18 protein-coding genes and 4 tRNA genes are annotated in these 17,364 nt (G+C 66.8%); 12 read left to right on the forward strand and 10 right to left on the reverse strand.

Translation table 11 applies throughout. The annotated features are described in order from the left end of the window. Window positions 1–12: 12 nt before the first annotated feature. Window positions 13–2,301 (forward strand): molybdopterin-dependent oxidoreductase, encoded by a 2,289-nt coding sequence (locus tag AC59JP_RS05005; protein ID WP_497324879.1) that lies wholly within the window; start codon window positions 13–15, stop codon window positions 2,299–2,301. Here AC59JP_RS05005 and AC59JP_RS05010 read toward each other — a convergent pair. The 5 genes from AC59JP_RS05010 to AC59JP_RS05030 are packed head-to-tail and all read right to left on the reverse strand — an operon-like array spanning window position 2,282 to window position 6,848. Further along, window positions 2,282–2,740 (reverse strand): MaoC family dehydratase, encoded by a 459-nt coding sequence (locus AC59JP_RS05010; protein ID WP_497324511.1) that lies wholly within the window; start codon window positions 2,738–2,740, stop codon window positions 2,282–2,284. The two genes, AC59JP_RS05005 and AC59JP_RS05010, sit on opposite strands and share 20 nt — an antisense overlap. Before the next feature lie 5 nt (window positions 2,741–2,745). Then, entirely contained in the window at window positions 2,746–3,168 is a 423-nt protein-coding gene (msrB, locus tag AC59JP_RS05015) for a peptide-methionine (R)-S-oxide reductase MsrB (protein WP_497324512.1), read from the reverse strand. A gap of 9 nt (window positions 3,169–3,177) precedes the next feature. Beyond that, window positions 3,178–4,464 (reverse strand): glycosyltransferase family 87 protein, encoded by a 1,287-nt coding sequence (locus tag AC59JP_RS05020; protein ID WP_497324513.1) that lies wholly within the window; start codon window positions 4,462–4,464, stop codon window positions 3,178–3,180. A gap of 21 nt (window positions 4,465–4,485) precedes the next feature. Then, on the reverse strand, window positions 4,486–6,087 hold the full coding sequence (locus AC59JP_RS05025) for an alpha/beta fold hydrolase (protein WP_497324514.1): 1,602 nt from the start codon (window positions 6,085–6,087) through the stop codon (window positions 4,486–4,488). Beyond that, entirely contained in the window at window positions 6,084–6,848 is a 765-nt protein-coding gene (locus AC59JP_RS05030) for a pyrimidine reductase family protein (RefSeq protein ID WP_497324880.1), read from the reverse strand. The genes AC59JP_RS05025 and AC59JP_RS05030 overlap by 4 nt, the downstream gene beginning before the upstream one ends. A 35-nt stretch (window positions 6,849–6,883) precedes the next feature. On the opposite strand from AC59JP_RS05030, the gene zapE reads away from it, so the two are divergent. After that, the gene (zapE, locus tag AC59JP_RS05035; protein ID WP_497324515.1) at window positions 6,884–7,894 is read left to right on the forward strand and encodes a cell division protein ZapE; all 1,011 of its coding nucleotides are present in this window, start codon (window positions 6,884–6,886) and stop codon (window positions 7,892–7,894) included. Here the strand turns inward: zapE and AC59JP_RS05040 are convergent. Together AC59JP_RS05040 and AC59JP_RS05045 are read right to left on the reverse strand one after the other, a co-directional pair. Then, the gene (locus AC59JP_RS05040; RefSeq protein ID WP_497324516.1) at window positions 7,891–8,418 is read right to left on the reverse strand and encodes a GNAT family N-acetyltransferase; all 528 of its coding nucleotides are present in this window, start codon (window positions 8,416–8,418) and stop codon (window positions 7,891–7,893) included. The two genes, zapE and AC59JP_RS05040, sit on opposite strands and share 4 nt — an antisense overlap. After that, the gene (locus tag AC59JP_RS05045; RefSeq protein WP_497324517.1) at window positions 8,415–8,681 is read right to left on the reverse strand and encodes a hypothetical protein; all 267 of its coding nucleotides are present in this window, start codon (window positions 8,679–8,681) and stop codon (window positions 8,415–8,417) included. The genes AC59JP_RS05040 and AC59JP_RS05045 overlap by 4 nt, the downstream gene beginning before the upstream one ends. Window positions 8,682–8,772: 91 nt before the next feature. Between AC59JP_RS05045 and AC59JP_RS05050 the strand changes: the two genes are divergently transcribed. Continuing rightward, window positions 8,773–9,018 carry a hypothetical protein gene (locus AC59JP_RS05050; RefSeq protein ID WP_497324518.1) on the forward strand — a complete coding sequence of 82 codons (246 nt, stop codon included), beginning with the start codon at window positions 8,773–8,775 and terminating at the stop codon, window positions 9,016–9,018. Window positions 9,019–9,075: 57 nt separating this feature from the next. Here the strand turns inward: AC59JP_RS05050 and AC59JP_RS05055 are convergent. The 3 genes from AC59JP_RS05055 to AC59JP_RS05065 all read right to left on the reverse strand — a co-directional run bounded on the left by AC59JP_RS05055 (window position 9,076) and on the right by AC59JP_RS05065 (window position 9,371). After that, window positions 9,076–9,150, reverse strand: a tRNA-Val gene (locus AC59JP_RS05055). A gap of 31 nt (window positions 9,151–9,181) precedes the next feature. Continuing rightward, window positions 9,182–9,252: transfer RNA gene (locus AC59JP_RS05060), tRNA-Cys, on the reverse strand. Window positions 9,253–9,298: 46 nt separating this feature from the next. Then, window positions 9,299–9,371, reverse strand: a tRNA-Gly gene (locus tag AC59JP_RS05065). Window positions 9,372–9,546: 175 nt separating this feature from the next. Between AC59JP_RS05065 and AC59JP_RS05070 the strand changes: the two genes are divergently transcribed. The 9 genes from AC59JP_RS05070 (at window position 9,547) to AC59JP_RS05110 (ending at window position 17,301) form a co-directional block, all read left to right on the forward strand. Further along, a tRNA-Val gene (locus AC59JP_RS05070) sits at window positions 9,547–9,618 on the forward strand. Window positions 9,619–9,680: 62 nt separating this feature from the next. Continuing rightward, a complete protein-coding gene (locus tag AC59JP_RS05075; protein WP_497324520.1) occupies window positions 9,681–10,139 on the forward strand; it encodes a TIGR02611 family protein in 459 nt (152 codons plus the stop codon). Continuing rightward, window positions 10,118–10,834, forward strand: a complete 717-nt coding sequence (locus AC59JP_RS05080; protein ID WP_497324522.1) for a (2Fe-2S)-binding protein — start codon at window positions 10,118–10,120, stop codon at window positions 10,832–10,834. Before AC59JP_RS05075 ends, AC59JP_RS05080 begins: the two co-directional genes overlap by 22 nt. Window positions 10,835–10,917: 83 nt before the next feature. Next, entirely contained in the window at window positions 10,918–12,984 is a 2,067-nt protein-coding gene (gene thrS / locus AC59JP_RS05085; protein WP_497324881.1) for a threonine--tRNA ligase, read from the forward strand. Continuing rightward, window positions 12,981–13,577, forward strand: coding sequence for an ATP adenylyltransferase (locus tag AC59JP_RS05090; RefSeq protein WP_497324523.1), 597 nt, complete (start codon window positions 12,981–12,983; stop codon window positions 13,575–13,577). Before thrS ends, AC59JP_RS05090 begins: the two co-directional genes overlap by 4 nt. A gap of 1 nt (window position 13,578) precedes the next feature. Then, window positions 13,579–14,250, forward strand: a complete 672-nt coding sequence (pgsA, locus tag AC59JP_RS05095; protein ID WP_497324524.1) for a phosphatidylinositol phosphate synthase — start codon at window positions 13,579–13,581, stop codon at window positions 14,248–14,250. Between the two features lie 14 nt (window positions 14,251–14,264). Next, on the forward strand, window positions 14,265–15,152 hold the full coding sequence (locus tag AC59JP_RS05100) for a phosphatidylinositol mannoside acyltransferase (RefSeq protein ID WP_497324882.1): 888 nt from the start codon (window positions 14,265–14,267) through the stop codon (window positions 15,150–15,152). Then, window positions 15,149–16,273, forward strand: coding sequence for a glycosyltransferase family 4 protein (locus tag AC59JP_RS05105; RefSeq protein ID WP_497324525.1), 1,125 nt, complete (start codon window positions 15,149–15,151; stop codon window positions 16,271–16,273). Before AC59JP_RS05100 ends, AC59JP_RS05105 begins: the two co-directional genes overlap by 4 nt. Further along, window positions 16,273–17,301, forward strand: coding sequence for an NUDIX hydrolase (locus AC59JP_RS05110; protein WP_497324526.1), 1,029 nt, complete (start codon window positions 16,273–16,275; stop codon window positions 17,299–17,301). The genes AC59JP_RS05105 and AC59JP_RS05110 overlap by 1 nt, the downstream gene beginning before the upstream one ends. Window positions 17,302–17,364 lie beyond the last annotated feature (63 nt).

Consider the following 17,364-nt stretch of genomic DNA (forward strand, 5'->3'; position numbering starts at 1 on the left):
TCCAGCCAACACATGGCTCATTGGGGCATGTTTTCGGCGCAGTCGTCCGGCGGCGAGGTCACCGCGGTCGTTCCCGACCGTGGTGACGCGGATCCGTCACCCGCACTGGGAAACATCCCCGGATCGGTGCAGCATCGGTCCCGGATCAGGCGACCGGCGGTCCGGCGCGGCTGGCTGCGGGATGGGCCGGGGCCGTCGAACGATCGTGGAAACGACTCGTTCGTCGAACTCGACTGGGACGAGTTCACCGATCTGCTCGCCGGTGAACTGCGTCGCGTGCTCGATACCCACGGCAACGAAGCGATCTACGGCGGTTCCTACGGCTGGGCCAGTTCGGGCCGATTCCACCACGCGCAGAGCCAACTTCACCGATTTCTCAATACCATCGGCGGCTACACGCGGTCGGTGAACAGCTACTCGCTCGGCGCCACCGGAGTCATCATGCCCCGCGTCGTCGGGACGCACTGGAAGTTGTTCGCGCGCAGCACGTCCTGGGACGTCATCGCGAACCACACCGAGCTGATGGTGTGTTTCGGCGGGGTGCCGCGCAAGAACACCGGCACCAATCACGGTGGTACGTCCAATCATCCGACGCGCGACGCACTCGACCGTTTCCGTGCCCGCGGTGGGGAAATCGTGTCGATCAGCCCGCTCCGGGACGACGTGGACGGTGCCGCGCAGTGGTTGGCGCCGGTGCCGGGAACCGACGTCGCGCTCATGCTCGCTCTCGCGTACGTTCTCGCGTCGGAAGGCCTGCACGACACCGACTTCCTCGCTCGGTACTGCACCGGCTACGACCGGTTCGAGGAGTACCTGCTCGGCCGGTCCGACGGCGTCCCCAAGGACCCCGCGTGGGCGTCGGCCATCACCGGGCTGGCGCCGGACGTCATCGCGAACCTGGCGCGGCGGATGGCGGCGCACACCACGCTGGTCACGGTCACCTGGTCGCTGCAACGGGTCCGTGGCGGTGAACAGGCCCCCTGGATGGGAATCACCCTGGCGGCGATGCTCGGCGGAATCGGAACGCCCGGAGCAGGATTCGGTCACGGGTACGGTTCGATGAACGAGCCCGGGCTCGCACCGGTCCCGTATCCGCTGCCGACGTTCTGGCAGGGCGTCAACACGGTGCGGACGTTCGTTCCCGTTGCGGCGGTGTCGGACATGCTGCTCGATCCCGGTGGCCGATTCGACTACGACGGTGCGTCCCTGACCTACCCCGACATCAAGTACGTGCACTGGGCCGGCGGAAACCCGTTCCACCACCATCAGGACATCGGCCGACTTCGGCGCGCGCTCGCGCGTCCGGAGACGATCGTCGTGCACGATCCCTACTGGACACCGATGGCTCGACACGCCGATTTCGTGGTCCCGTCGACCACGAGCCTCGAACGCGACGACCTCAGCTGCACCCGCAACGATCCGTTGATGGTCGCGATGCAACGGGCGGTACCGCGGTTCGCCGACGCACGGGACGATTACGACACTCTCTCGGCGCTAGCGACGAAACTGGGTGTGGGGGAGCGCTTCACCGAGGGCCGCACGGCGGAGCAGTGGTTGCGGCACATGTACGAGCAGTGGCAGGGATTCGTGCGCGCGGCAGGGCATCCGGTGCCGGACTTCGACGAGTTCTGGAGTGCGGGCAGCTACCGGATGGACACCGAGGACGGGTTGACCCTGTTCGAGGAGTTCCGAGCCGATCCGGACGGTCAACCACTCCGGACACCCAGTGGGAAGATCGAGATCTTCAGCTCCGACATCGACGGATTCGGCTACGACGATTGTCCCGGCCATCCCATGTGGATGGAACCGACCGAATGGCTCGGCGGACCTCGCGCCGCCGACTTCCCGCTCGTCCTGATCGCCAACCAGCCCAAGTCACGGTTGCACAGCCAGCTCGATCACGGCGCCGTCAGTCAGGCGTCGAAAGTGCAGGGGCGAGAGCCGATCCGGATGCATCCGGACGACGCCCGGTCGCGGGGCATCGCAGACGGCGACGTGGTGCGCGTCTGGAACGACCGAGGTGCGTGCCTGGCCGGCGCCGTTCTCGACGACGCGGTCTCACGCCGCGTGGCGCAGTTGTCGACCGGTGCCTGGTACGACCCGCTGGACCCGGCCGATCCGCAGTCGATGTGCGTGCACGGGAACCCGAACGTGCTGACGTCCGACGAACACACATCGAAGCTGGCGCAGGGTTGCACCGGGCAGCACGCGCTGGTCGACATCGAGAAGTGGACCGGCGACGTGCCCCCGATCAGGGCTTACGAGCAGCCGACGTTCGTCGCTAGAAGTACAGGCGACTGATCACCTGAGCGACCAGCGCAGGCTTGTCCGCGCCCTCGATCTCGATGGTCGAGTCCACCGTCAGCTGCAGCGCGTTGTTCGGCAGGGGTTCGGCCGACGCCAGTACTGCGGTCAGTCGCACGCGGGACCCGACGAGAACGGGGTTGACGAACCGCACCTTGTTGGAGCCGTAGTTGACCCCCATCGTGGTGTTCTCCACCGTGTAGGTCTGCCACGACAGCGCCGGCAGCAGCGACAGCGTCAGATAGCCGTGGGCGACCGGCCCACCGAAGGGACTTTCCTTCTTCGCTCGTTCGACGTCGACGTGAATCCACTGATGATCACCGGTCGCCTCCGCGAACTGGTCGACCATCTTCTGCGTGACCTCGAGCCAGTCGCTGGTGCCGATGGTGTCGCCGACGGCGGCGACGAGCTCGTCGGCCGAAGTGAACGTACGCACGCGCCTCAGGCCTTCGGCTCGAACGTCATCGAAATGGAGTTGATGCAGTACCGCTGATCCGTCGGCGTGGGGTAACCCTCGCCCTCGAAGACGTGCCCGAGGTGGCTGTGGCAGTTCGAGCAGATGACCTCGACTCGTTTCATTCCGAGCGATGTGTCCGTCTTCAGGATGACCTTGTCGGAGTCGGCCGGATCGAAGAAAGACGGCCAGCCGCAATGAGATTCGAACTTCTCGGTGCTGCGGAACAATTCCTGCCCGCAGGCGCGGCAGTTGTAGATGCCTTCGGCGGTGGTGTCGGTGTACTCACCGACACCGGGGCGCTCCGTCCCCGCCTGGCGCAGGACGGCGTACTCGGCAGGGGTGAGCCGCTCGCGCCACTGCGCGTCGGACAGTTCGAAGGGGGCGCTGCTATCCGTTGTTGAACTCATGCCCCCACGCTAATACTTCTCGGCGACCTTCGTGTCCGCCGCAGGTGACGGTGTTTCGGCCGCCTCGACCGCCCTGTCGGTGACACCGTCGTCGAACAGCGGATCGATGCCGTCCTCGAGGCGGCCTTCCCGCTTGGCTGCGAGGTAGCGGCCCACCAGGACGCAGCACACCACGATGAGAAGCAGACTCCACCCGAACGTGGTCTTCATGTACTCGGCGGCGCGTCCGGCCGTCGGCCATCGACCCGAAAGCCAGCTGTCGTAGCTCAGGAAGCCGTACGCGGCGAGCCACGCCGGCCAGTTCCGGATGGTGGAGTTGCGCAGCAGAACGGTGAGCAGGAACGGGAAGAGCATCATCGAGTAGTACATCTGCGCGAGCGACGACAGCAGCCACGAGGCGGTGAGCAGCACGCCGCTAGTCGTCATCAGGAAGAACAGTTCGTCGTGGCGGTAGTACTTCCACAGCAGGTAGAGGGTGACGACCACGATGATGGCGAACACACCGCGAAGGCCCAGGCTCAGCCACTCCGGCAGACCGTAGTAGAGCGCGTTGCCGGCGATGGAGCTGTTGAAGTAGTCCCTGGTCTCGCCGAGGTAGGGCACCGTTCGACGGACGAAGTCCCACGGATCGACGATCAAGGGAATGGCGACCGCCGTCAGTACGAGCGGGATTCCGACTGCGGTGACGAAGACGCGCCATTCCTTGCGAACCAGTGGCAGGAGCAGGAGCGGCGCGAGCGTGGGTTTGACCGCGATCGTCAGACCGATGGCCGCGCCGGACCAGTAGGGCTTGTTCTTCAGCAGCAACCCCAGGAACGCGACCTCACCGAGCAGAATCAGACCGTTGATGTTGGTGAACACCAGTGTGTTGGTGACCGTTTCGGTCGAGAACGCGGCGAACAGCACCACGGGGGTGATGGGGGAGGAGAGCGCGACATCGAAGAGGCGCAGCAGGATGTAGAGCGCGACGACGGCCGCGACGGCGTTGACCCCGATGAAGAGCCACCGCGAGCGTTCCGGGTCGATGACCGCGAGCGGTGCGATCATCAGCGTGCCGCTCGGCGGGTAGAGGTAGTGCGGGTCCACCGACGAGAAGTCGGCGTCGTAGACGGGCCGACGGTTGAGGAACGCGAGCGCCGCCTGATACACCGGCGTGAAGTCGTCCGTTCGGAAACCGTTGACGGCCTTCACCAGCACGCGGTTGAGCACCGTCATGATGGCGATCGGCCACATCACGTAGCTGATCACGCGAGCGGCGGTATCCGCGGTGCGGGGTTCTAGGGACCGGAACGACACCGGGGAACGGTACCGCGAGCGCTACGCGGGGCAGGCATTGCCGTCGCCCGGAAGTGTCGCGTCGTTCGCATACGCCACGACGGACGTCCGGGCGCACGACGACAGGACGGACACCGGATGCCCCACGCCCTGCCAGGTCACCGTCGCGGTGGTCGCACCGGTCGCCGCGATCGCGCCCGTCACGGCGGGGAGACCGTCGCTGCCCACCACCGGATCCGCGTTTCCGCTCAGCACGAGAACCGGAACGCCGATCGATCCCGGCACCGGGGACGGCGACGATGCGGGCCACGCGGAGCACGCGAGCATGCCGAGCGCCGCGTCGGAGCCGAACAACGGATACGACTGCCCCCACGACTGCCGCAGATCGCGCACCCGATCCGGTCCCGGCCACTGCTGGCCGTCGGTGCAGCGGCTCACGAACTGGCCGTCCGAACCCACGTCGGCGCGGGCGGCGAGCACGGCTGCCGTCAGAGCAGACGTGTCCCCTCGCGACGCCGCGCTCAGGGTGTCCGACAGCGCGGTGGTGCGCGCCGCAGCGTCGACGGGTGAGCCGAAGGCCAACGATCGGGTGATGGCGGCCAGCATCGAACTCGCGGAGATCGGACCCAGGCCGCCGGCAGCGGCGCGGGAGAGCAGCTGGGTGGTGGTGGCTCGTGGATCGGCGCCGAGGGAGCAACCCGAGGCGACACATCGTGCGGCGAACGCGTCGAACGCGGCTTCGCGTCCCTTCACGGTCTGCTCGGTGGTGGCCGCGGCGTCGGTGTTGACGCTGTTCGGAGCGTCGAGGATCAGGCGCGACGCGTTGTCCGGGTGCGCGGCCACGTAGGCCAGCGCGACGAGTGCGCCGTTACCCGATCCGACGATTCCCAGGGTCCGCACCCCGAGTGCCGTGCGCAGTGCGTTCAGGTCGTCGGCGCTGGCCGCGTTGGAGAACTTCAGTGCGTCGCCCTGCAGGAAATCGGTGCAGGCGATGGTGGCGTCACGCGCGATGCTCGCCACCGTGTCGACCTGGTCGGTCGAGCCGGGGGTGAACTGACCGAGATCGGCGAGCTGGGCCCGCGGCTGGGTCATGTCGGGACCGCAGTCGAAGGGGGCCGACGCGCCGAGTCCGCGGCGATCGACACCGACGACGGGGTGAGCGGCGAGCAACGCGGTGTCGGGTTGGGCGGCCAGGACGGCGATGTCGGCGGACGCCGGCCGGTCCGATCCCGGCGTGTACACCAGAGGTCCGGCGTCGGCGGGTGTCGTGGACAGGCGCACTCGTGTGGCGGCCAGGTCGAACGCACCCAGCGACACGTCGGACGCGTCGATCGGAGCAGAGAACGTGGCGCACTCGACCACCACCGAGGCGGCCGCGGTGATGCCGTAGCGACTGGTGGTGGACGCGGTGCAGTCCTGCCAGGCCAGGTCGGTGATGGGCACTTCGAGGGGTGGGGGTCCGGCGGGACCCGGGTCTTGCGTCGTCGACTCCGGCGGCGGGGCGCCTCCGCCGTCCCGCTCGACGGCGACGTCCGGTCGGTTCGACGGTCCGGCAGCACACCCGGCGGTCAGCGCGAGAGCCGACAGCAACGCGACGATGGCACGAAGTCCGAGGCGGGCCCTCACCGGAGAGGTCGGTGTCATCCCTCCACAGTGCCAGGGTGCGCTCTGACCCAGCGGACGAGGATCGTTCCGTCGTCGTCGGTGAGGATGTGTGCGGGACGCATCGGCCGTGCCCGGGTGGTCGAGGAGCGGGCGATGCGCCCGGCGTCGCCCGCCACAAGAGTCGGCGAGGTGGTGATGCACAGCTCGTCCACCATGTCGTCGTCGAGCAGCTGCCCGAACAGGCTCGGCCCGCCCTCGCACAGCACGCGGAACAGGCCCGCCTCGGCCAGTGCGCGGCGAATGTCGTTGCTGTCCACCGTCTCGCCCGGTGTCGTGACCACGGTTGCCCCGGCGCGGCGGAGGGCGTCGATGCGATCGCTCGGCGCCGACTCGGGTGTGACGACGATGGGCGGTGTCTCGGCGTCGGTGACGAGTTTGGACGACGGATCGACGTTGGCAGACGACGTCACCACCACCACCGGCGGAACCGCGGCACGTCCGTTCGCGAGTCGCCACGCGCGTACGTCGTCCGAGACGACCACGCCGCCGTAGTTCTCGGCACGCGCGGTGCCCGAACCCACCAACACGGCGTCGGTGTGGTTGCGGAGGATGTCGAACACCTGCTTGTCGGCGGGCGTTCCCAGCCCGGCCGATTTTCCGTCGTCGGTGGCTGCGCCGTCGATGCTGGCCACGAAGTTCAGACGGATCCACGGCGCCGTGAGATCGCTGGGGTAGTCGTACAGCTCGGTGAGCTCGGTGTCGGTGGGTGTGAGGTAGGTCCCATTATCGATACGCTGCACAAATACCATCACACCACGTCGTTAACCTCGACCTCATGCCAGAACGCCTTGTCGACCGCAACCCGGTCGTTCCCGCCGATCAGCTGATCGCGCAGATGGTGCCGCCGGCGATGTTCGACGACGTCAGTTTCGCCTCTTACATCCCGGACCCGAACGAACCGACTCAGGCCGATGCCGTGCGCATCGCCGAGGAGTTCGCGGGAAAGGTGGGCAAGATCCGTTCCGGTGGGAAGCGTGGGCTGTTCGGCAAGAAGTCGCAGCCGGTGGGCGCCGGTCTCTACCTCGACGGCGGCTTCGGCGTCGGCAAGACCCACCTCCTCGCCTCGATCTACCACGCGAGCCCCGAGCCGAAGGCGTTCGGAACGTTCGTCGAACTGACCCACGTCGTCGGTGCGCTCGGATTCAACAAGGCACTCGAGGGGTTCTCGGACTACAGCGTGCTGTGCATCGACGAGTTCGAACTCGACGATCCGGGCGACACGATGCTGGTCTCCCGTCTGCTGACCGAACTCTCGCAGGGCGGCGTGTCCGTGGTCGCGACGTCGAACACCCTTCCCGGCCAGCTGGGCGAGGGACGCTTTGCCGCACAGGACTTCCTCCGCGAGATCAAGAAGCTGGGATCGATCTTCGAGTCCGTGCGCGTCGACGGGCCCGACTACCGCCACCGCGACCTGCCTCCCGCTCCGGAACCGATTTCGGAGGCGGAGCTGGAAGAGGCGGCAGCCAAGATCGAAGGTTCCACGCTCGACGACTTCGATGCACTGTGCAAGCACCTGAGCACGCTGCACCCGTCGAGGTACGGAAAGTTGATCGACGGTGTTCCCGCCGTCTTCCTGGAGAACGTTCACGCCGCTCCCGACCAGTCGGTGGCGCTGCGTCTCGTGGTCCTCGCCGACCGCCTCTACGACGCGGGAACTCCGGTAACCGTGTCGGGCGCCAAGCTCGACGCGATCTTCACCGAGGAGATGCTGGCCGGCGGGTACCGCAAGAAGTACCTGCGTGCCACGTCGCGTCTGCTCGCGCTGTCACGCTTCGCCTCGGTCTAAGCCAGGACCCTCTGCATCACGAAGTCGTTCTCGACCTCGGTGCCGAGGGTGAACGATTTGGTTCCGACGACCTCGAAGCCGCACTTCTCGTAGAACCGCCGCGCCTTGTCGTTCTCCTGGTTGACCCCGAGCCACATCGCCGGTCGGCCCAGCTCGCGGGTCAGGTCCACACCCGACTGCATCAGTGCCGCAGCGGTTCCCGTGCCGTGCGCGCTCGGGTCGACGTACATCTTGCTCACCTCCACGGTCGGCGCGACGGTCAGCGACCCGGTGACGTCGGGATCGGTCGGCTCCGCGGTGACGAACATGGCGTACCCGACGAACTTCTCGTCGTGCACCGCGATGCGAACCCTGCGCTCGGGGTCGGCGAGGTAGTCGACGAATCGTGCGGGGGAGAGCATCGCGTCGATGGTGGCGGCGATGTCGTCGGCGTCGGACCCGGGCGGACACGCAAGCGGGAACAGGCGCGCGGCCAGGTCGGCGAGACGATCGACGTCGGCGAGTTGCGCGTCGACGATCTTCACTGCTGCGACGGCCCGGACGACACGGCGTCGACTGTGTTCTTGGCCTGTCGCAGCGGCATGCCCGTACGGTCACGCAGCAGCTTCATGGCCTCGACCTTCTTGCGGTCCGAGACCAGTGCGAGCACCTCGTCGTGCGTTGCTGCATCGACCGGGTGCGCGCTCGTGGGCGTCGGTTTCGCGGTGCGGCGCAGCACTACCCACGTCACGATCACCACGAGATCGACGACCACCAAAGCAACTACGAACCATCCCCAGGTCGGCATGTACTGAAGTAGATCACCGACACGGGTTCGTCACAAAAAAATCCTGACGGTTCTCCTGCGAACAGCCGGTTGTCCGGACAGGCTTATGCACATGAGCGAACAGGCACTGACACTGGATTTCTTCACCGGGCGCGTCGATCAGGTACGCAAGGCGATCGAGAAGGCGATCGAGGAAGCGGGCGCGTACGGCTCCGATCAGCTGATGGCCGATCTGGAGTGGACGCAGTACGTACACGACCACGTCCACGTCGTCGAAGAGGGCGACAATCGAATGGTCGACGATGCGAAGACCACGGCGCACCTGGACGAGTTGGTCGAGCGGTATCGAGTGCACTGAGCACTACCGGTGAACGCCAGAAGGCCCCCTCGAGAGGGGGCCTTCCGGGTCGAACAATGGTGCGCGATACTGGGATTGAACCAGTGACCTCTTCCGTGTCAGGGAAGCGCTCTCCCGCTGAGCTAATCGCGCATGTCGGTGAACACGGGACGTTCACCTAGCGAGGTGGAGACGGGAATCGAACCCGTGTGCACGGCTTTGCAGGCCGTTGCCTCACCACTCGGCCACTCCACCCTAGGTCGAGAAACCCGCGGTGAACCACCAGGGGCAGAGACCCTCGAGCGGACGACGGGATTCGAACCCGCGACCCCAACCTTGGCAAGGTTGTGCGCTACCAGCTGCGCCACGTCCGCACACGCCTGATCGGCACGAATGCCTCATCAGGTGCGGTTCGAAACATTAGCCCACCGCCGCCTCGAGTAACAAATCACCTGCTCACCGCGCCTCGGCGACGAGCGATTGGTTGCTCGCACGAGCAGCGTGTTAATGTTCGTCCTCGTTCGAACGGGCTGCGCTGCGGCCCGATTCGGTCCCGTGGCTCAGTGGAAGAGCGTCCCGTTCACACCGGGGAGGTCGCTGGTTCGAACCCAGCCGGGACCACGCAGCAGCCTCCGACGGCAACGTCGGAGGCTTTTGTCGTTTCTTCTCGGTACTCTTGGCCCGTGGCATCCAGCGAGAACGTTCGAGACACGTCGGCCGTCGACGACGACGACAACGCGTTCGAGGAGGCCGCCGGCCGGTATCACGACTTCCGGGCCAGGATCGCCGAGAAGCCCACCATGGACCTCGCGTACCGCATCGGGGTCGGCGTGGTGGGCGCGATCGTGCTCGCCATCGGAATCATCGCCATTCCGTACCCGGGCCCCGGTTGGTTGATCGTCTTCGCCGGACTCGGCATTCTCGCCTCCGAATTCGCCTGGGCGAAGCGCCTTCTGCGGTTCGCGAAGACGAAGTACAACGCGTTCATGCACTGGTTCGGTCAGCAGAACATGTTCGTGAAGGGACTCGGCGTCCTCTTCACCGCTGCCGTGGTGATCGCAACTCTGTGGCTGCTGGGCGGAGTCGGGCTCGTGGCGGGCTGGGTAGGTCTGGACCAGGCATGGCTGCAGAGCCCGATCTGATCGCTGGCATCCCACCGTGGGTGGCCGACCTCGTGGCCGACGACGGTGTTACTACTGCGGAGCTGCTCGAGCCCGCCACTCTGGGACCTCTGCTCGGTCGACGCTGGCCCACGGCGTCACCGTCCGTCGCCGCCACGTTGTGGTGGTACTCGGCCAGTTCGACGTTCATGCTGGTCCCGGTCGCTCAGATGCTGGCCACCGGCCGCGCCTTCGACATGCGGCCCGATGCTGTGATGGTCCGTCTGGATGACACCGGGACTCCCGACGCGGTGAGATCCAGTGGATGGATCGACGAGCCCGCCGAACTCGGCGCCGCGCTGACGGAGATGTGCGGCCGGTTCGTCGACGCGGTGTCGACGACCGCGTCGGTGCACCCACCGAGCCTGTGGGCCATCGCCTCCGATTCACTCGCGAACCGCGCGCTCGACGTCGGAACCGCGCTCGGGCGCATCGGAGAGGCGACCGAGCTGGCTCGACAGCTGGCCACGGGGTTGCCGACGCCACGGTTCGTCGATGTGGACGCCCTTCGAGCGGCCGAGCCCGCAGATGGCGACGACCCCGCACCGGGACGTCGACGGTTCCTCCAGCGCAGTTCGTGCTGTCTGGTCTTCGAGGTCGGCGACCACAAGTGCTCGAGCTGCCCGCGCCAGAGGCCGGAGACCCGACTGGCGCGACTCGCTGCGCTCGTCGGGTGATGTGTCCGCCGGCCCATCTCTGCCGATAGTCTGTTCACTGCCCCAGCCACCGCCGGACCCATCAGGAGCGCATCACCGTGAGCATGCCCGATTCCGCAGTTCTTCCCGCCCGCATCAGTGTGGCCGCCGGGACGACCGCCGGAACGGCGCTTCGTGAGCTCGGCGCCCCCAACAAGGGACCGGACGCCATCGTGGTGGTGCGCGACCTCGACGGCCAGTTGCACGACCTGTCCTGGGCGCCGTCGACCGACGCCGAGGTCGAGCCGGTCGCGGCCGACACCGAGGACGGCCGGAGCGTCATCCGGCATTCCGCCGCGCACGTGTTGGCGCAGGCGGTGCAGGATCTGTTCCCCGGCACCAAGCTGGGAATCGGACCGCCCATCAAGGACGGCTTCTACTACGACTTCGACGTGAAGGAGCCGTTCACCCCGGACGATCTGGCCAAGCTCGAGAAGAAGATGAAGCAGATCATCAAGGGTGGTCAGCGCTTCTCACGCCGGGTGTACGAGTCGCTGGATCAGGCCAAGGCCGAGCTCGCGGACGAGCCGTACAAGCTCGAACTGGTCGACGACAAGGGCTCCGCGGACGACCCGGAGATCATGGAGGTCGGCGGCGGCGAACTGACGGCCTACGACAACCTCAATCCTCGTACCGGAGAACGTGAGTGGGGCGACCTCTGCCGCGGCCCGCACGTGCCGACCACCAAGTACATCCCCGCCTTCAAGCTCACTCGCAGTTCGGCCGCGTACTGGCGTGGCAATCAGGCCAACGCCGATCTGCAGCGGATCTACGGCACTGCATGGGAGAGCGCGGAGGCGCTCGACGCCCATCTCGAACTGCTCGCCGAGGCCGAGCGGCGCGATCACCGCAAGCTCGGCACCGAGCTCGATCTGTTCAGCTTCCCCGACGAGCTGGGCTCGGGCCTGCCCGTGTTCCACCCCAAGGGCGGCATCATTCGCACCGAACTCGAGAACTACTCGCGCCAGCGGCACATCGAGTCGGGCTACCAGTTCGTGAACACCCCGCACATCACCAAGGGCGATCTGTACGAGACGTCCGGGCACCTCGACTGGTACCGCGACGGCATGTTCCCGGCGATGCACGTCGACGAGGAACTGAACGAGGACGGCACCGTCCGCAAGCCGGGCCAGGACTACTACCTCAAGCCCATGAACTGCCCGATGCACAACCTGATCTACAAGGCTCGCGGGCGCTCGTACCGCGAACTTCCGTTGCGGCTCTTCGAGTTCGGGTCCGTCTACCGCTACGAGAAGTCCGGTGTGATCCACGGTTTGACCCGCGTGCGCGGTATGACGCAGGACGACGCCCACATCTACTGCACTCCGGATCAGCTGCAGTCCGAGCTCAAGTCGTTGCTCGGGTTCGTGCTGGGGCTTCTCGCCGACTACGGGCTCGACGATTTCTACCTCGAACTGTCCACCCGGAACGAGGAGAAGTACGTCGGCACCGACAAGCAGTGGCACGAGGCCACCGAGGCGCTGCGTGAAGCGGCCATGGACTCCGGTCTCGAACTCGTCCTCGACGAAGGGGGAGCGGCGTTCTACGCGCCGAAGATCTCGGTGCAGGCGCGCGACGCGCTGGGCCGCACCTGGCAGATGTCGACCATTCAGGTCGACTTCCAGTTGCCCGACCGATTCGATCTCGAGTACACCGCCAACGACGGTAGTCGCCAGCAGCCGTACATGATTCACCGTGCGCTGTTCGGTTCCATCGAGCGCTTCTTCGGTGTCCTGACCGAGCATTACGCCGGGGCGTTCCCGGCGTGGCTCTCGCCCGTCCAGGTCGTCGGTATTCCGGTGGCGGCCGACTACGAGGAGCATCTGCACGGGGTCGTCGATCAGCTGCGGCGCGCCGGCGTGCGGGCCGAGGTCGATTCCAGCGACGACCGCATGCAGAAGAAGATCCGCAACCACACCACGCAGAAGGTCCCGTTCATGCTCCTGGCGGGCGAACGGGACGTCGAGGCCGGCGCCGTCAGTTTCCGATTCCGAGACGGCACTCAGGTCAACGGTGTGCCGATCGACCGCGCGGTCTCGTTGGTCACCGAATGGATCGGGCAGCGGCAGAACCAGTCTCCGACTGCCGACGCTTTCGCCGAGGACGCTATCGCCGAGGACGCGCAGTCGTGAGCGGCGGGAAGGCCGGAGGCCGGTCGGAGTTGGACGGGCACACCGACGGGCGGTCGGGGGACGAGGACATCGTCGAGACCGGCGTCGGTGATCCGGATCGCTTGCAGCGCTTGTGGTCTCCGCACCGCATGTCGTACGTCGCCACCGCCCCGAAGGCCGACGACAAGATGGCGAGCGAGCCCTTCTCGGAGATTCCGAAGCTCGCCGACGAGGACGGCCTCATCGTCGCTCGCGGAGAATCGGTGTACGCCGTACTGAATCTGTACCCGTACAACCCCGGACACATGATGATCGTGCCGTACCGCAAGGTTGCCGCACTCGAAGACCTGACGGCGGAGGAGAGCGCGGAGCTGATGAGCTTCACCCAGCACGCGATCCGCGTCATCAAGCGGGTGTCGAGTCCGCACGGTTTCAATGTCGGCCTGAACCTGGGTGCGCCGGCAGGCGGCTCGCTGGCCGAGCACCTGCACCAGCACATCGTTCCGCGCTGGGGCGGAGACGCCAACTTCATCACCGTCATCGGCGGTGCCAAGGTGATGCCGCAGTTGCTCCGCGACACACGTGCACTGCTCGCCGCGGCGTGGAAGGACTGACGTGCTTTCCATCTTCGGGCGCGCGTCGGTGTCCAAGGCCACCGCGCCGCTCGGGCGCGCGCTGAACAGCACCGGCCTGACTCCGGACGCGGTCACCGTCATCGGCACCGTCGCGACGGTCGTCGCCGCGGTGACCCTGTTCCCGACGGGACACCTGTGGACCGGCGCACTGGTGATCTGGTTGTTCGTGATGTTCGACATGCTCGACGGTGCGATGGCGCGAGCGCGTGGAGGTGGCACCAAGTACGGCGCGGTCCTCGACGCGACCTGCGACCGTGTCGCGGACGGCGCTATCTTTGCCGGCCTGTCGTGGTGGGCGGTGTACCACGAGAACAATCGGCCGCTTCTGGTCGCGACCTTGATCTGCCTGGTCACGTCCCAGGTGATCTCGTACGCCAAGGCGCGCGCCGAGGCCAGTGGTCTGTCGGCGGACGGAGGATGGATCGAGCGGCCCGATCGGCTCGTGATCGTGCTCGTCGGTGCCGGATTCACCGGTCTCGGTGGCATTCTGGGCATCGACTGGCTGCACTGGTCCATCTACGTCGCGATGTGGGTTCTCGCCGCGGCCAGCATCGTCACCGTGTTTCAACGGGTTCTGGCCGTGCGCCGGTCGGACGGTGCCCGCGACATCCTGCCGATGGCCAAGCCGGACGCCGGCGCGGATGCTCCGTGAGTCTGTCCGAGAGAATGGGCGCCGCGGGCTACGTCGCCGGCTGGCGCGTCGTGCGGGCTCTGCCCGAGCGCGTCGCGGTCACGATCTTCGATGGTGCGGCCGACGTCGCGGCTCGGCGCGGCGGTGGTCCTGTTCAGTTGCGCCGCAACCTCGCTCGGGTTCTGGGGACGACACCGGAATTGGTGCCCGACGACCTGGTCCGGGCAAGCCTGCGCTCGTACGCCCGATACTGGCGTGAAGCTTTTCGCCTTCCGTCCATGGATCTGGCGGCAGTGGGCGCCGACCTGGACCGGTTGATCGAGGGCAAGGAACACATCGACGCCGCCCTCACGGCGGGCAACGGCGTGGTGCTGGCGCTGCCGCACAGCGGGAACTGGGACATGGCCGGAGTCTGGGCCGTCCACGCGCACGGGGGATTGTCCACCGTCGCAGAGCGATTGAAGCCGGAGAGCCTGTACCGGCGGTTCGTCGAGTATCGAGAGTCGCTCGGCTTCGAGATCTTTCCGCTCAGCGGCGGCGAGAAGCCCCCGTTCCCGGAGCTCGCGGCAAGGCTGCGGGACAACAAGGTGGTGTGCCTGCTCGGGGAACGTGATCTGGCCAAACACGGTGTTCCCGTGACGTTCTTCGGCGAGCCGACGCGTATGCCCGCAGGGCCGGCGCGCCTCGCCATCGACACCGGCGCTGCCCTCCTGCCGGTGCACTGCTGGTTCACCGACGGGGGATGGGGCTTCAGCGTCGAACCTCCGATCGACGTCTCCGGAGGAGTCGAGCAGGCAACGCAGATTCTCGCCGACAAGTTCGCGGCCAATATCGCCGCCCATCCGGCGGATTGGCACATGCTGCAACCACTCTGGTGGGACGACCTGTCGCAGGCGCGGCAAGAGAGAATGACCCAGCAGTGAAGATCGGGATGGTCTGCCCCTACTCGTTCGACGTACCGGGCGGGGTTCAGGCGCACATCGCCGAGCTGGCGGAAGTCCTCATTCAGCGCGGACACAAGGTGAGCGTGCTCGCTCCGGCCGCGGACGAGACAGTGCTGCCCGACTTCGTCGTCTCGACCGGTCGGGCCCTGAGCTTTCCGTACAACGGGTCGGTGGCTCGACTCGCGTTCGGCCCCATCACCTACAGCCGCATCAAGAGCTGGATCGACGACAACGACTTCGACGTGCTGCACATTCACGAACCCAACGCTCCGAGCCTGTCGATGTACGCGCTCAAGATCGCGCAGGGTCCGATCGTCGCGACCTTTCACGCTGCGACCACGAAGTCGTTGCTGCTGAGCACTTTTCAAGGTGTTCTGCGTCCGTATCACGAAAAGATCAGTGGCCGCATCGCGGTGTCGGAGCTCGCTCGGCGTTGGCAGGTCGAGGCGCTGGGGTCGGACGCGGTCGAGATTCCGAACGGCGTACACGTTCCGGCGTTCGCGACGGCGCAACCGCTGCCCGGGTATCCCCGTCCGGGAAAGACGGTTCTGTTCCTCGGCCGCTTCGACGAGCCACGCAAAGGCATGGCCACACTGCTCGGCGCACTTCCCGCTCTCACCGAACGCCACCCCGACGTCGAAATCCTGATCGTGGGCCGCGGGGACGAGGACAAGCTGCGGCGCCAGGCGGGCCGGCTGGCTCATCATCTGACGTTCCTGGGGTTGGTGAGCGACGCGGAGAAGGCGTCGGCGCTGCGCAGCGCGGATGTCTACTGCGCGCCCAACACCGGCGGCGAAAGCTTCGGCATCGTGCTGGTCGAGGCCATGGCGGCGGGCGCCGCCGTCGTCGCCAGCGAGCTCGACGCCTTCCGGCGTGTGCTCCGTGACGGCGAGGCCGGCGTGCTGGTGCCGATCTCGGACTCGGATGCTCTGGCGTCGGCGCTCGATACCGTTCTGTCGGACGACGACCTGCGGCATCGTCTCGTCGAGAAGGCGAGCCGCGTGGTGACCGAATACGATTGGCCGGTCGTCGCCGAGCAAATTCTGCGGGTGTACGACATCGTGACCGTTGGGGGAAAGAAAGTGCGGGTCGAAGACTGATGACGCTCTCTGCGTTGACCGTCCTGATCGTCGGGCTCGTCGTGATGGTGGTTCTGGTCGTGGGCCTGTGGGCGTACGGGACCGCGAATCGCCTCGACCGCCTGCACGTTCGGTCGGATCAGGCGTGGCAGTCGCTCGACGCCGCCTTGGCGCGCCGCTCGGTTGTCACCCGCGCCGTCGCCGCTGCCCTGGCCGCGCCGGGGTCCATGGACAGCAAGAATCTCACGTCGCTGGCCGACCGGGCGGAACGCGCCGACCGTGAGGAGCGTGAGTCCGCCGAGAACGCGGTGTCGGTGGCGCTCGCCAACGTCGAACTCGATTCGCTGAAGCCGCAACTCATTTCGGAGTTGGCGGACGCCGAGGCGAGGGTGCTGATCGCGCGTCGGTTCCACAACGACGCGGTTCGAGACACCCTCGCGCTGCGCGCGCGTCGGCCGGTGCGGTGGCTGCGACTGGGCGGCACGGCGCCGCTTCCGACGTACTTCGAAATCTCGGAGCGGGCGAACCCCTCGGGCGCGGAGACCCTCGAGGTGGCGTCGACGCGGACGTCCGCCCGCGTGGTGTTGCTCGACGCGCGAGGTCGAGTCCTGCTGATGCGTGGGCACGATCCGTCGACGCCCGACGTGTACTTCTGGTTCACCATCGGCGGCGGTGTCGAGCCGGGGGAGAGCCTCAAGGAGGCCGCCGTTCGCGAGCTCGCCGAGGAGACCGGTCTGATGATCGACGTGGACGACTTGCGCGGTCCCATGTGGAGGCGCATCGCGACGTTCCCGTTCGACGGTGTCGTGATCCGCTCCGAGGAGCTCTTCTTCGCCACGCGCACCGAAGAATTCGAACCCGTGCACACCGGTTTCACCGACCTCGAGCGGCGCGCCGTGACGGGGCACCGGTGGTGCAGCGCCGAGGACATTCGTGCGCTGGCGGCGTCCGGTGAGACCGTCTATCCCTACGGCATGGCGGAGCTGCTGGACGAGGCGGACACCGTGGTGGCGCTGCGAACGGACCCGGAAGTTCGCACCATTCACTGACACGGGGCAGTCCAGCGATGGTCGAGTGGCCATCGAAACCCGTCTCGATCGCGCCTAATGTCG

Source organism: Rhodococcus sp. 320_ES, assembly GCF_059691855.1.